Origin of the sequence: Qipengyuania algicola (assembly GCF_042492175.1) — a bacterium.
In the GTDB taxonomy this organism is placed as follows: Bacteria; Pseudomonadota; Alphaproteobacteria; order Sphingomonadales; family Sphingomonadaceae; genus CAJXSN01.
Genome location: NZ_CP170453.1, coordinates 157158 through 170488 on the forward strand (window position 1 = coordinate 157158; position 13331 = coordinate 170488).

Annotated in this window: 12 protein-coding genes; 3 read left to right on the forward strand and 9 right to left on the reverse strand. The window is 63.2% G+C overall.

The window, feature by feature from the left end:
* The first annotated feature begins 2 nt into the window (after positions 1-2).
* Positions 3-311 (forward strand): putative quinol monooxygenase, encoded by a 309-nt coding sequence (locus ACFCW2_RS00795; protein WP_379547435.1) that lies wholly within the window; start codon positions 3-5, stop codon positions 309-311.
* Between the two features lie 3 nt (positions 312-314).
* Here ACFCW2_RS00795 and ACFCW2_RS00800 read toward each other — a convergent pair whose 3' ends face one another.
* The 6 genes from ACFCW2_RS00800 to ACFCW2_RS00825 all read right to left on the reverse strand — a co-directional run bounded on the left by ACFCW2_RS00800 (position 315) and on the right by ACFCW2_RS00825 (position 6548).
* Entirely contained in the window at positions 315-1664 is a 1350-nt protein-coding gene (locus ACFCW2_RS00800) for a methyltransferase family protein (protein WP_379547437.1), read from the reverse strand.
* A gap of 63 nt (positions 1665-1727) precedes the next feature.
* Entirely contained in the window at positions 1728-2150 is a 423-nt protein-coding gene (locus ACFCW2_RS00805) for a hypothetical protein (RefSeq protein ID WP_379547438.1), read from the reverse strand.
* A gap of 31 nt (positions 2151-2181) precedes the next feature.
* A complete protein-coding gene (locus ACFCW2_RS00810; RefSeq protein ID WP_379547439.1) occupies positions 2182-3525 on the reverse strand; it encodes a PQQ-binding-like beta-propeller repeat protein in 1344 nt (447 codons plus the stop codon).
* 19 nt (positions 3526-3544) lie between these two features.
* Positions 3545-4378 (reverse strand): tetratricopeptide repeat protein, encoded by an 834-nt coding sequence (locus tag ACFCW2_RS00815; protein ID WP_379547441.1) that lies wholly within the window; start codon positions 4376-4378, stop codon positions 3545-3547.
* Between the two features lie 134 nt (positions 4379-4512).
* Entirely contained in the window at positions 4513-5667 is a 1155-nt protein-coding gene (locus ACFCW2_RS00820) for a glycosyltransferase family 4 protein (RefSeq protein ID WP_379547442.1), read from the reverse strand.
* The gene (locus ACFCW2_RS00825; RefSeq protein ID WP_379547443.1) at positions 5664-6548 is read right to left on the reverse strand and encodes an alpha/beta fold hydrolase; all 885 of its coding nucleotides are present in this window, start codon (positions 6546-6548) and stop codon (positions 5664-5666) included. The genes ACFCW2_RS00820 and ACFCW2_RS00825 overlap by 4 nt, the downstream gene beginning before the upstream one ends.
* Before the next feature lie 86 nt (positions 6549-6634).
* On the opposite strand from ACFCW2_RS00825, the gene ACFCW2_RS00830 reads away from it, so the two are divergent.
* The gene (locus ACFCW2_RS00830) at positions 6635-8044 is read left to right on the forward strand and encodes a protein adenylyltransferase SelO family protein (RefSeq protein WP_379548901.1); all 1410 of its coding nucleotides are present in this window, start codon (positions 6635-6637) and stop codon (positions 8042-8044) included.
* On the opposite strand, the gene ACFCW2_RS00835 is transcribed toward ACFCW2_RS00830, so the two are convergent.
* Together ACFCW2_RS00835 and ACFCW2_RS00840 are read right to left on the reverse strand one after the other, a co-directional pair.
* The gene (locus ACFCW2_RS00835) at positions 8041-8640 is read right to left on the reverse strand and encodes a hypothetical protein (protein WP_379547444.1); all 600 of its coding nucleotides are present in this window, start codon (positions 8638-8640) and stop codon (positions 8041-8043) included. The two genes, ACFCW2_RS00830 and ACFCW2_RS00835, sit on opposite strands and share 4 nt — an antisense overlap.
* A 33-nt stretch (positions 8641-8673) precedes the next feature.
* The gene (locus ACFCW2_RS00840) at positions 8674-10752 is read right to left on the reverse strand and encodes a YadA-like family protein (RefSeq protein WP_379547446.1); all 2079 of its coding nucleotides are present in this window, start codon (positions 10750-10752) and stop codon (positions 8674-8676) included.
* Positions 10753-11062: 310 nt separating this feature from the next.
* On the opposite strand from ACFCW2_RS00840, the gene astD reads away from it, so the two are divergent.
* Complete coding sequence (gene astD / locus ACFCW2_RS00845) at positions 11063-12478, forward strand: succinylglutamate-semialdehyde dehydrogenase (protein WP_379547448.1); 1416 nt, start codon at positions 11063-11065, stop codon at positions 12476-12478.
* 45 nt (positions 12479-12523) lie between these two features.
* Here the strand turns inward: astD and ACFCW2_RS00850 are convergent, their stop codons facing one another.
* Positions 12524-13264 carry a hypothetical protein gene (locus tag ACFCW2_RS00850; protein ID WP_379547450.1) on the reverse strand — a complete coding sequence of 247 codons (741 nt, stop codon included), beginning with the start codon at positions 13262-13264 and terminating at the stop codon, positions 12524-12526.
* Positions 13265-13331 lie beyond the last annotated feature (67 nt).

The following is a 13331-nucleotide window of genomic DNA, read 5'->3' on the forward strand; positions in this document are numbered from 1 at the left end:
ACATGATCCAGATCAACGGCACACTCACCATGGCCCCCGGCACCATCGCAAACTCGCCGGAGACGGTGGAGGCGATCAAGACGATGGTCGCGGCCTCACGCGCCGAGGACGGCTGCCTCGATTACACCTTTGCGCAGGACCTGTCAGACCCCGACAGCATCGTGATTTTCGAGCGCTGGCGCGACAAGGAAGCGCTGGCAGCGCACGGCAAGTCAGAGCACATGGCCGCGTTCCAGAAAGCCATCGCCGCTACGCCGCCGGTCGGCCGCGAGCTGCGCATTTACGAAACCGATGACGGGAAGCCGATGTAGGCTTTACTCGGCGGGCGCCTGCACAGTTGCGCCGCGCTGACGCAGCCGGTTGCGAAGGCGTGCCAGCGGAGCCGTGATCACCCCGTTCTGCTCCATCCATGCGTGGTATTCGCGGTATTTCGCGTCCTCGCCCAGCAGATGCGCTTCCTCTGTTTTCGCGCGCCAGTAATAGATCGCGCTGACGCAGCCGAGGAAGAAGGTGTTGCGGATCATGTCCACCGGGTTGCCGGTCGACACGATGAACGGGAAGGTCGCGCACCACCAGAACAGGTTCTTCGATACGTATGCCGGATGGCGGGTCCATTTGTAGGGGCCGTTGGTGATGACGCCGCGATAGGTCAGGTTGGAAAAGCGGATGCCGAACACCACCGTCGCCCACGCATAGATCGCGGTCAACAGGATCAGCCACGCGCCCCATAGCGAGAGCGCCATCACATTGCCCTCGAACACCCCGCCCCAGCCGATCGTATCGACTTCATAGGCGAGGATATTGCCGAGAATGCCCCAGGCAAAGGGTGGATAACAGATCAGCGCTGCGACCCAGCCGCCGAAGAACGGATTGCCGCTGCGAATATGGGCATCGAGCGGGCGCATGGTGACGAGGTATCCGACCGTGCCGATTTGCACGTCGATCACGAACAGCAGCTCGATCAGGAACAGCGACAGGCGGAACGGATCATTGGCGAGCTCGCCGATCTGTCCGTTCACAATCACTGCGAAACCGCCCGGCAGGATGGAGATCATGAAAGCGGCAAAGAACCCCTTGATGATCCAGCTGCGCCAGTGTTTCTTCACTTCTTCGCCGTCAAACGCCTCGCGCCCCAGCAGCATCGCGCCGAAATGCCATGCATGGTCCTTCGGATTGACCATCACACGGTCGATCCAAAGGACGTAGGGAATGCTCAGGATCACCAGCGGAATGATTGCCGCGCCCAGCACTTCCATGGCGAACAGATAGCGTCCGTCCCAATACCAGCGCGCAAGGCAATACAGCCCGGCAATAATCGCCCATGTCGCCCATAGGCCCGCGAGCTTCACGACCGAGACATCGCGGATTTCGGAAATCTTGCGCGGGTTCGACCAGTCGATTCCGGTGGAAGCGCGCAGATGCACCTTGTCGACCAGCAGCGACCAGATGACCATCGGACCGCTGGTGAACAGCAGGGCGGCCAGCGCGGCATAGGGGCCGGACAGCGGCTCGCGCGGTCCGGGGAGGTTCATGGCCTCGGCAAAACCTGCATAATTGCGGCAGAACAGCAGCCACAGGGCCAGGCCCAGCAGGCCCGCAAGGCCCACGCCTGCCGATACATCGCTGCGCGGGCGAGCCGCAGGTGCTGATTGGTCCAGTGTCATGGGTCATGGTCCGTAACCACAATGGGTTAAGGACGCGGTAATGCGGCCATGATTGGATGCGGCTCAGGGCGTGCAGGGAATCTCGCTAAAAGTCAGATCGCCCGAATACCGTGTGCTGACAATCAGCGCGCGTTCGCCCGCTGGTCCGTCGGTGAAGTTATAGAAATCCCGCGCGGAATCGCCGCTTTTTAACAGATCGAATTCCAGACTGCCGTCGCTCTGCACGATGCGCGCGAAATGTGGCCGCCCGATAATCTGCGGCTTCCCGTTCATCTTCGTGCCGCTCCAGCCCTCGTAATGGCTGGTCCCGTTATAGATCAGGCCCGCATCCGAAATATCAAACCGGCCATGGTCGGGATGGGCGTAGCAGCCGAAGAATTCCTCCTTGGCAACGCTGTTCCCGCGGAATTCCAGCATTCTGGTTGCGCCAAAGGCGAGCAGCGCGATCAGGATCACGGCAGGCAGGAAACGAAATGCTTTCTGCAACGCGTCTGCTCCCCCTGCTCAGCCTACGCGCCTACCGAAAGGCGTGGATCGTCCCGCTATCGTCGAGGATATACATCGTGTTGTTCGCCACCACCGGCGGCAGGCTGACCCCGGCATTCAGATCCTGAAACAGCGATGCAGAGCCCTCGCCCACGCTGAGCTGGTAGATCTCGCCTTCGGAGCTCGCGACCCACAGGCTGCCGCCTGCCAGCACCGGCCCGGTCCAGAAGATCGGGTTCTTCTTCTTCTCGACATTGCGGAACGGCGCGAGCTGGGTGATCCAGCGCACCTTGCCGGTGGAGCGGGCAATTGCCAGCATCCTGGCATCGTCGGTCAGCGTGAAAATCCACTCGCCCGCAATCGCAGGGGTGGAGATGCCGGCCAGATTGAGCTCCCAGATGCGCTGGCCTGTCACCAGTTCATAGGCAGCCATGCGGCCACCCTGACCCAGCGCATAGACGCGGCCCTGATCGATAATCGGATCGGCATCGATATCGGTCAGCGAGCCAACCTCGGTGCTGATCGAGGTGCGCGCCAGAGCATCCGACCACAGCACGCGGCCATTCTCGTAACGATAGGCGGAGAGTTCGCCCGAACTGTAGCCCGCGATGATCGTGCCTTGCCCTGCGGCAGGCGATGCCACGCCGAACACGCCGGCCTGTGCGATGGAGCCCGATTCCTGCCACGTAATCTCGCCCGTATCGGCATCGAGCGCGAAAATCCGGTTATCCTGCGACATCACGAAGACAAGATTGAACGCCACGGTCGGCGCATCGCGCAGCGGGCCTGCGGGCGTGGTCGTCCACAGGATCTCGCCATTCGCGGCGTTCAGCGCGAGAACCTGCCCAACGCCGTTGGTGGCAAACAGCTTGCCTCCGGAGAACGCCACGCCGCCGCCAAAGGCCGCCTGACGGATATCGCCGGGGATTTCCATCCGGGTGGTCCAGCGCTTCGCACCGGTCTGCGCATCGAAGGCATGGATTACGCCGTCGGTATCGACCGAGAACACCGCACCCGCCGCCACGATGGGCGCAGCGCCCAGACGCTTGCGATTGCTGGTCCCGGCCGTGTTGGCGCTCCAGATCTTTTGCGGAGCAGCGCCCAGCGTCAGATGGCCGTAGGATTTGGCCGGATTGCCGCCAGCCTGCGTCCATTCGGTGTTGGTCTGCGCGGGCGGTAGAACGACGGAGACACCCGCCAGTTCGGGATCGACCTGCGCGGTCTGATCGATGCGCGAGAGAACCGGCATCCGGTTGCCGATGGTCGGGGTGTCCTTATCGTCGCCGCCGCCGCCGAAAAGCCCGCCGGAACAGGCGCCGAGGCTGCCAGCAAGCAGAGCAGTGACCAGAAGCCGGCCCTTGGGAAGATTCGTCATAAAATACTGTCCGATCAATTTATTGTGCGCCTTGCGGAGGAGGCGACCCGGCGGGTTGTCCGGCATTCGGTGCTTGCCCGGAGGCTGTAGCTGGTGCTGGCCCGCTCATTTGTTCTATAACTTCGTCAATATCCACGATTGCGTCGACGCCCAGCATCCCGGCCATCTGCCGGGCACGGCCCCGCAGGCTTTCGGGCACGCTTTCATCCTTGGCGATTTGCGCGAACAGGGCTCCGGCCTTTTCCGTATCGCCCATGTCGAGATGCGCCATCGCGACCATTTCAGCCGCGCTGCCGAAGAAGGGTTCGCCGGGCTTCGCCATATCGCCCAGTCGCTCGATCACTTGCGCGCTGGGCAGATCGTCGAATTGCGTCGCGACGGCGCGGATGCGGGCCAAATCGCGGTAGGGGGACGGCACATCATCCTCCGCCGCCAATTGCTCGAACAGCTTCACCGCTTCATCGTTCTTGCCCGCCTGCGCCGCGACACCGGCCTGCAGCATCAGGGCAGATCCCTTGACCGCGCCTTCGCCATTGGAAGCCAGATCGGCCACGGTTTCGCTGGCCGTATCAAGATTGCCCGCCTGCAACTGATCGAGCGCGGCAACCATCGTTTCGCTGGTCGCTTCCATCGCGGCTTCCTGCTGGCTTTGCCAGAACAGGTATCCGCCAAAGGCGAGCAGGCCGATCACCAGCACCGCGATCAGCGGGCGGCCATAGGTTTTTCCGAAATTCTCGACCTGGTCCTTGCGCACCGCCTCGTCGACTTCGCGCATCAGCACGTCGTCTTCGGCTGCCTTTTTCTCGGCCTTGCCCTCGGGGGTGGTTTTGTTTCTGTTGGGTAAAAGGGCCACGTCGGGCTCGTATCCTTGGGCTGTTTGAACTGGGGTTGCCGCGTCTTAAACCATGGGTCACGCAATTCAATAGAAGCGCGCGTGAACCCGTTATGAAGCTGTGGAGCGCGCGCGGGCCATCGGTGCCCTCTGCGTCAGGGCAAACCGTCCCGCCCCATCGCGCTGGAATAGAGCCTGCGATAGGCGGCGATCATGGTCTTCTCGTCATAATCCGCCCGCGCACGGTCACGATTGGCCGTGCCGAGCGTGGCGCGCAGGGCATCGTCTTTCGCAAGTGTCAGAAGCGCCGTGCCCAGTGCATCAGGGGCGGCGGGGTCGGTAATGTGGGGGACGTTTTCGGGCGCGACCATCTGGGCAATATCGCCAACCGCAGGGGCCGCAACCGGCAGCCCGGCGGCCATCGCCTCGACCAGAGAAATCGGAAACTGCTCGCTGTCCGAGGAGAGCGCGAAAATATCGAACAGGCCGATATAGCGCGCAGGATCGGGCACGAAGCCGGGCAGATGGACGCGGTGGCCGATGTCGAGCCGCTCGGCCTCGGCCCTGATGGCCTGCTCTTCCGGCCCCTCCCCGACAATCACCAGCTGCCATGGCTCGGGCACCTGCGCGAAAGCGCGGACGAGCGCTGGCAGGTTCTTGACTGTGCGCAGGCCCGCGACCGTGCCGATCCAGAACTCGCCATCATGCTTCACCACTCCGCGCAGCGCGTCCTTTTTGGGCCGCTTGGCGAAGGCTTTGGTATCGATCCCGTTGGCAATACGTTTCACCCGGCCTATCGGCTGCTGCCATTCGGTCAGAGCGATCCCTTCCAGCGTTTCGGACGGCACGACCAGCCCGGTCGCCTTGCCCAGCGCGATGCGGCGGAACCATGTCCGGCGGCGCTTGCGGCGCTGCGCTTCGTCTTCGCCGAAGCCATCCTCGTGATGGATCAACGGCGGCAGGCCAAGCGCATCCTTGAACAAGGTATGCGCCATCACCGCATCCATCGCGCCCCAATTGTAGGTCAGCACCAGATTATGCGCCGCCATCCGCCGGGCAATCGTCTGCAATCGCCCGGGCGTGGGCCTGCCCTGAAGCGAGGGAAAGTCCTTCGGGTAGGAAACATTCGCCCCGCGCGCGATGGCGCTGGAGGCGCCGTAAGCGCCGTCCACCGCAGACACGATGGTGTGATGCACTTTCGGCCCAAAGGCATTGATCAGCCGCGCACAGCGCAGTTCCTTGCCCCCCGCATTGAAGGTGGAATGGAGATGCAGGATACGCGGCGGCAACACATCTTTCTTGCCGCTCATGCGATTTTCTCCAGCAAGCGATCGATCGCGGCGACGGATTCCGGCTCGTCCAGCACCGGCGCATGGCCGCAGCGCGGTACGGTGACGACCTCCATCTGCGGCTTGCGCGCCTGCATCGCAGCGGCGGTTTCGGCCGAGAGCAGGTTGGACAGCTCCCCGCGCAAAAGAAGTAGCGGCACCTCGCCCAGCGCATCGAAGGCGGGCCACAGATCGGGCGGCGCGGCGTTTTCGTCTGCCGCCTTGAACGGTTCGGCAATGGCCATGTCGTAATCGAACACCAGCCGCCCGCTTTGCCCCAGCACCAGCGTGCGCTTGGCCATTTCCAGCCAGCGCTCGATATCGAAATCGGGATGCGCCGCGCTGTGCACGTCGCGCAAGGCCCGCGCGGCGTGCATCCACGTGGCGTAGCTGCCGCCCTGCCCCAGATAGGTACGGATCTTGTCCAGCCCGCCCGTATCGATGACCGGGCCGATATCGTTGAGCACCGCTCCGGCAATCCGGCTGCGCCCCTGCATCGCGTCGCCTGCGGCCATCATCATCGTCATCAGCCCGCCCATCGAGGTGCCGATGGCGACGAACCGGTTGATATTCTGGTCGGCCAGCAGCGCCTCGACATCCTGCACATAGGTGACAGGCGTGTAGGTCGCGCTGTCGGGTGCGTAATCGCTGCGCCCGCGCCCGCGCATCTCCGGCACAATCACGCGCCAGTTCTTGCCCAGATGGTCCGCCAGAGTGGCAAAATCGCGCGCATTGCGGGTGAGGCCGTGCATGCACAGGATCGGCGGCTTGTCCGATACCCCGTCAGGCCCCGCATAGTCGCGGTAATGCAGGGTCAGCCCGTCGGCGCTTTGCCACGTGCGGTGTGCGTAGGGTTTATCCATCGGGTCTATCGTACTCACGCCGGAGAAATCGGGAGGGTGTGCAGCGCACGCTTGCCTGTGCCTGCGCGCATCCCCACTATCGCGCGATGCAGAGCGAACCGCAAGCCGCCGACTTCACACCGGAAACCGCAATTCTGGAGCTAGCCGACTGGCTTGGCGATCCGGTTCAGGCCGCCGATTTTCCTGAAACGCGGCTGCGCTTCCGCAACGACCGGGCGGCGGCAGAGGTCGGGCTGGCAGGCCTGACCGACGAGGAATGGCTCCGGCATTACGGGCGGTTCGCCCCACTGGAAGGGTCGCTGCCCGGCCCGCTGGCCCTGCGCTATCACGGGCACCAGTTCCGCACCTACAATCCGGAACTGGGCGATGGGCGCGGGTTCCTGTTTGCACAATTGCGAGACAGCGCGGGCCGCCTGTTGGATCTGGGGACAAAGGGATCGGGCACCACCCCATGGAGCCGCGCGGGCGACGGGCGATTGACGCTGAAAGGCGCGGTGCGGGAAATTCTCGCCACGGAATTCCTGGAGGCGCTGGGCGTCTATACCTCGCGCACGTTCAGCGTGGTGGAAACCGGCGAGCAACTGGAGCGCGGCGACGAGCCCTCGCCCACCCGCTCCGCCGTGATGACCCGCCTGAGCCATGGCCATATCCGCATTGGCAGCTTCCAGCGTCTGCTGGCGCTGGAGCAAAGCGATCATATCGCTGCGCTGGTCGCGTATAGTCTGGAGCATTTTCCCGGTCCGCCGCCGCCCGAGGACGCACCTGGCAGGGATGAACCGGCGGTGCAATTGATGCACCTTGTGGTGGAGCGGATGGCCGATCTGGCGGCCAGTTATATGGTGGCAGGCTTTGTGCACGGGGTGCTCAACACTGACAATATGAACATATCGGGCGAGAGCTTCGATTATGGCCCGTGGCGCTGGCTGCCGCGCTGGGACCCGGCCTTTACCGCCGCCTATTTCGACCACCAGGGGCTGTATGCCTTTGGCCGCCAGCCAGAGGCGATGCACTGGAATTGCGGGCAATTGGCTGTGGCGCTGCGGATGCTCGCCGATGCCCCGCCGCTGATTGCCGCGCTCGACCGGTTCGGGCTGCTTTATGCCGAGAATATCGCGCGCCGCTGGTGCTGGCGGCTGGGCGTAAAGCCGCGCGGTGTGGAAGCGGACACGGCACTGGTCACGGCTTGCGAGAAAGAATTGCGCGAAGGCGGCTGGCAGCCCGATGCCTTCTTCTTCGTCCATCGCGGCGGGCGCAATACGGACGGGGAATTGGCCGAGGTGCTGGAGGGCTATGACCTGTCAGGCCCAGAGCATGACTATTGGTCGGGCTCCGCCCCGCAAAAGATGGTGATCGAGGAAGTCGAGGCGCTGTGGTCGCATATCGACAGGGATGACGATTGGGGCCCGCTGGAAAGAAAAATCGAAGCGCTGCGGAAAGTCGGCGAAGCGCATGGTGCGCCGCCCACGCCTGCCGGGCATGGCTCGCGCCCGCTCTAGTTATCGCGCTGCTCGATCATCTTCAGCGGGATGATATCGATACCGTAGATTTTCCAGCGGCCTTGCTCCCACTGGTAATACAGATCGAAACCGACCGATCTTGGCCGTAGCTGGAAGATGCCTTGCACGCGAAAAACGCCGTTTTGCACGACCTGGGGCGCCTGCGTATATGTGGGGGGGACCAGCAGCGTCGTCGATAGATCGAGGCCTGTTGCGCGCAGTCCGGCAAAGACCTGAACCAGTTGCGACGGCGGGTTGCCGATCTGGAACGCTTGCGAACCCAATTGACGCAGAACGGAATAGTCTCCGGTCCGGTTGGCATTCTCTACCGTGATCATCGTCGACCAAATCAGTTGGGAAAGCTCCAGCTGCCCGGGCACAGGCCGCACCGCAGGCGGGGCATTGATCGTGGGGACGACCGGCTGCTGGGCAATCTGGAGTGCGGGCAGGCCGCTGTGTGCGGCAGCTGGTACACCCAGACAGACCAGTCCGGCAGCCATTGCCGAAAGGCGCGTGATGGAGCGGCGAAGATTCATTTCAATGGTCCCGAATGCAAAAATGCCGGGGCGCGCTGGCCCCGGCATCTTGTTGGTCATGCAAAGATTTGCATGGCCTGAATGGTGGTTGGCTTACCAGGCGACCTGGAAGCCGCCACGTGCGCCGACTTCGCCGCTGTCGAAGCCGATACCGACACCGGCGGAAACCGATGCGTTGGTGCCGACGCGGGCGGAGAAGGCCATCGTACCGGCAGCGCGGTCTTCAAAGTAACCGATACCGCCCGAAACACCGAAATTGGTGCCAGCGGGGAGGAACGGGCTTTCCATGGCCAGCGCCATGGCGACACCTTCGTTCGCACGCTCGATCGCATCGGTGTTCGCAGCCGTCTGGCCGAACAGCGTGTTGATCTGGGCCTGCTGGTTGCTGGTCAGCGTCTGAAGGGCAGCGATGTTGCCTTCGTTGGTGGTCACGCGGGCTGCCACTGCATCTACCGAAGCCGAGGTGGCGATGCCGGTCGTCAGACCCAGCGTGCCGTTCGCGTCTGCGGTGACGAAGTTGGTCATGCCGGTCTGGCTGCCGGTGCTGGTGGCCAGATTGGCGATCACGACCTGACCGTCATTGGTAGCCGTTGCGCCGTTACCGATCGCGATCGAATCGACGCCAGCAGCGCTGGACAGGTTGCCGATGGCGATCGAACCGTCGGCACCCGCATTGGCCGCTTCACCGACGGAGACCGAGCGGACGCCGTTGGCCACTGCGAGGTGACCGAGAGCCGTTGCGCGTTCTGCGTTGGCTTCCGATTTCCAGCCGTAAGCCGTTGCACCCGGACCGGTTGCAAGAGCCTGGCCGCCGACGACCGTGGTCGACGGGCCGGTTGCGACCGTTGCGCGGCCGCCAGCGCCGTCGCGGTTGCTACCGATGGCGATGGCGTCACCGCCATTGGCCTGTGCGCCGGTACCCACTGCGATGGAGTTGCTGTCGAGGGCGTCGGATGCGTTACCCAGAGCGATCGACTGGAAGCCCGATGCCACAGCATTGGGACCAACCGCGGTCGAGGCGCGGCCCGACGCTTCGCTGACATAACCGACAGCGACCGAGAACGAGTCCGATGCACTTGCATTGGCGCCTACTGCCACAGAACGATCGCCGGTTGCCGATGCCAGAACACCGGTAGCGGTCGATTCAAGGCCGGTTGCATCGGCAGCGTTACCGATGGCGGTCGAGCGGTCACCGGTTGCCACGGCGTTTGCGCCGTAAGCCGATGCCGAACGGCCAGTTGCCGAGGAGACGAAACCGGTCGCGGTGGCGAACGCATTCGAAGCGTTCGACGCGCCGCCGATGGCTACGGCATGCATGTCGGAAGCGTTGGAATCCCAACCGAGAGCAACCGCACCCAGAGCCGAAGCCTGTGCACCAAAGGTGTCACCGTTCACGTCGGAACCGATAGCAATCGAGAAATCGCCCGTTGCGTTGGCGTTGGCGGCGATTGCGGTCGAGTTCAGACCGTCAGCGCTCGAACCGTTACCGATGGCCGTCGAGCGGTCAGCAGTTGCGCCTGCCGCAGCACCCAGAGCAACAGAGCCGCGGCCCTGTGCAGCCGAGTTGAAGCCGATGCCGATGGCGAAACGGTCGGAAGCAAGAGCATTGTCGCCGATCGCAACAGCGCGCAGTGCGCTGGCGGTTGAATCGACGCCCAGAGCAACCGTGCGTGCGCCCGAGGCGGTCGAGTCAGCACCGATAGCCGTTGCGAAGTTCAGGCTGGCGGTCGAGTCGCCGCCAACAGCCACAGCGCCGATCCCGGCTGCCGAGCTGTCCGTACCGTTTGCTACCGCACCGAAACCGCCGGCGTTTGCACGCAGACCATTGGCCACCGCGCTGTTGGCTGCGAAGGCAGCCGAACCGACGGCGGTGCCACCCGTACCTGCGGTGGAGACGACACCAACGGCGACCCCGACATTACCGGCATTGGTGCCAAAACCGATTGCAGTGGCTGCGTTGCCGGCATTCGAGAAGCTACCGCATGCCAGAGCGGTCAGCCCGGCAGAGTTCGCACCGCCGTCGGTGTCACCCGCAGCAGCTGTGCCATCATCATTGGTGTCCAGCAGACACTCGCTTGCCGCTGCAGGCGTTGCCGCCAGAGCCATTGCCGCGAATGCTACGCCAGAGGCCGAAAGGGCCAGGCCGGCCCGTTTGATCATCGTGTTACGCATAATATTCCCTCGTCTTTTTGTCGAAGTTTCAATTCATTCGCCCATTCCGGAGCCGGGATGGGCCTATTTCCTGCGAACCCAGGCTTGGCCACAGTTTGTCTGTGCGCCTTTATTGTTGTGAAAAGCCGGTCTAACGCAGCCACGCTATCCGGCACAGGTGATTTCGCTCAGCATCCCCCCGCTCTGTTCATCTGTCGGACACTGTGCCAAGCGCTAAGGAAGTTCAAGGGTCTAATTCGATTTTCGACATGGTTAACGTCGCTTAGTTGCTACAAAGAACCAGTCGGATAGGACAGGGGAAGTCATAAACGTGTCGACCAACGAGATAATTTCTTACGAGCCGTCAACAGGCGAAGAGCTGTGGCGCAGTAAGGTTGGTAATGTAGATGCTGCCGTCGATCGCGCGCGCCGGGCATGGCCTGCATGGGCCGCCAAGCCACTGGCAACCAGAATAGAACTGTGTCGCCGCTTCGCCAACGAAGTGCGCAAGGAAGCGACGAAACTCGCGGAATTGATTGCCAAAGAGACCGGCAAGCCGATGTGGGAAGCCCACACCGAGGTCGAGGCGGTGATCAACAAGGTGGATATCTCCGTCACCGCCTATGCCGAGCGCACAGGCCAGAAGAAACTGGACGGGGCGCTGGGCGGAACCGCCGCCGTGCGCCACAAACCGCATGGCGTGATGGTCGTTCTGGGGCCCTATAATTTCCCTGCCCACCTGCCGAACGGTCATATCGTGCCCGCCCTGATCGCGGGCAATGTCGTCATCTTCAAACCGAGCGAGAAGACCCCTGCGGTCGGCGAATTGCTGATGCAGTGTTTCAACAAGGCGGGTATCTCCGCAGCGGTGGCGCAATTTTTCCCCGGCGGCCCTGACGAAGGCAAAGCGCTGGTCGCCCACTCTGGCGTCGACGGAGTATTGTTCACCGGCAGCGCGCAAGCGGGCATCGCGATCAACAAACGGCTGGCCACCAATCCGGGCAAAATCGTTGCGCTGGAAATGGGCGGCAACAACCCGATTGTCGTCGCCGACACGCCGCTGGTGACCGATGCCGCAATTCTGATCGTCAAATCAGCCTTCACTACCGCTGGTCAGCGCTGCACCGCCGCGCGCCGCCTGATCGTGCTCGACAGCATGTATGATGCGGTAATCGCCGAGGTTAAACGGCTGGCCGACAGGTTGATTGTGGGCGAGCCGTTTGCCGACCCTGCCCCCTTCATGGGGCCGGTGATCGACAATGGCGCAGCCGACCAGCTGGTCGAGAGCTTCCTCTATTTCCTGTCCAATGGCGGTAAAGCGATCAAGCATATGCAGCGCGCCAATGATGATCTGCCGTTCCTCAGCCCGGCGATCATCGACACGACCGGCATTCCTGATCGCCCGGATGTCGAATTATTCGGCCCGTTGCTGCAGGTCATCAAGGTCGGCAGTCTGGACGAAGCCATTGCCGAGGCGAACAATACGCGCTTCGGCCTGTCTGCATCGCTCATCGGTGGCACGCCGCAGGATTACAGCCGCTTCTGGGCCAGCGTGCGGGCCGGTATCGTCAACTGGAACCAGCCGACCAATGGCGCATCGTCCAAGGCTCCGTTTGGCGGCCTGGGCCTGTCGGGTAACCACCGTCCGGCGGCTTTCTATGCGGCGGATTATTGCGCTTATCCGGTGGCCAGCTCTGAAATCGACCAGCCGCGTGCGAGCGTCGGGGTGGGCTTCAAGGAAGGATAAGGCGCCTCAAGCGCGGGCCCATACCTGGCGACTCGAATTGGCGGGTCAGTCCCCGCCCTGCAGCACAATATCGAGGCGCGTCTGGCCATAAGCCGTGGGCGCAATATAGACCCGTGCTTCCACACCGCGCCCGGCGGCGGAAACCACATAGGCCGGACCCAGCTGCCGGATGCTGGCCCGCAGACCCTCGGTCCGCGCCTTCTCGAGGTAGAACGCCGCCACATCTTTATACGCAACCGGCGTCAGCAAAGAGGCACTTCGCAGGGCGCATCCCCCTGCGGTATTGCCCGCAGATTCGCGCAGATTGGCGCGCGGGTAAATCGGCATGATCGCGGGCCATTCGGCTGCCCAGCGTGCGGTGTAGCCCAAGCCGCCAGCGCACGGCGCAAATTCCGGCGTCAGCGCCGCCATACCCTGCAAGCCGATGCCGGCCTCGACGTTCAGCGCGTCGCCCTCTTCGATGTCATCGGGCAGAGCCGGAATGGCGCCTGTCCCCTTGATCAGCTCCAGCGCTTCCTGCTGCGCCGAGGAGATCGCCTCCCGCGTGCCGACCACGGGCGGGATCGAATGATCGGTGCTGGTGGTCAGTGCGGCATTCGCTTCATTGCGGGCCGACAGGTCCGGATCGGTCATGATCTGATCGTTGACGGCCTGTACGGCAATCGGATCGCGTTCCGGCGGCAGGAACGCCCCCTCACCGGAATCGCCGCAGCCGGCCAATAGGACCGGCAATGCCAGCATGGCCGGCACACGCGAATGGACCAGAGAAGAGAACCTGCGCATCATGGCCGGTCTGCTAGCATGAATAGGGTAAAGAGCAGGTCAACCGCGTATAGACCTTTAAGCCGTCCTG

Excerpts from the sequence above, each read along its gene's own strand:
- ACFCW2_RS00795 (WP_379547435.1), top strand. The coding sequence starts at position 3 with ATGATCCAGATCAACGGCACACTCACCATGGCCCCCGGCACCATCGCA.
- ACFCW2_RS00800 (WP_379547437.1), bottom strand. The coding sequence starts at position 1,664 with ATGACACTGGACCAATCAGCACCTGCGGCTCGCCCGCGCAGCGATGTA.
- ACFCW2_RS00810 (WP_379547439.1), bottom strand. The coding sequence starts at position 3,525 with ATGACGAATCTTCCCAAGGGCCGGCTTCTGGTCACTGCTCTGCTTGCT.
- ACFCW2_RS00820 (WP_379547442.1), bottom strand. The coding sequence starts at position 5,667 with ATGAGCGGCAAGAAAGATGTGTTGCCGCCGCGTATCCTGCATCTCCAT.
- ACFCW2_RS00825 (WP_379547443.1), bottom strand. The coding sequence starts at position 6,548 with ATGGATAAACCCTACGCACACCGCACGTGGCAAAGCGCCGACGGGCTG.
- ACFCW2_RS00830 (WP_379548901.1), top strand. The coding sequence starts at position 6,635 with ATGCAGAGCGAACCGCAAGCCGCCGACTTCACACCGGAAACCGCAATT.
- ACFCW2_RS00835 (WP_379547444.1), bottom strand. The coding sequence starts at position 8,640 with ATGACCAACAAGATGCCGGGGCCAGCGCGCCCCGGCATTTTTGCATTC.
- ACFCW2_RS00840 (WP_379547446.1), bottom strand. The coding sequence starts at position 10,752 with ATGCGTAACACGATGATCAAACGGGCCGGCCTGGCCCTTTCGGCCTCT.
- ACFCW2_RS00850 (WP_379547450.1), bottom strand. The coding sequence starts at position 13,264 with ATGATGCGCAGGTTCTCTTCTCTGGTCCATTCGCGTGTGCCGGCCATG.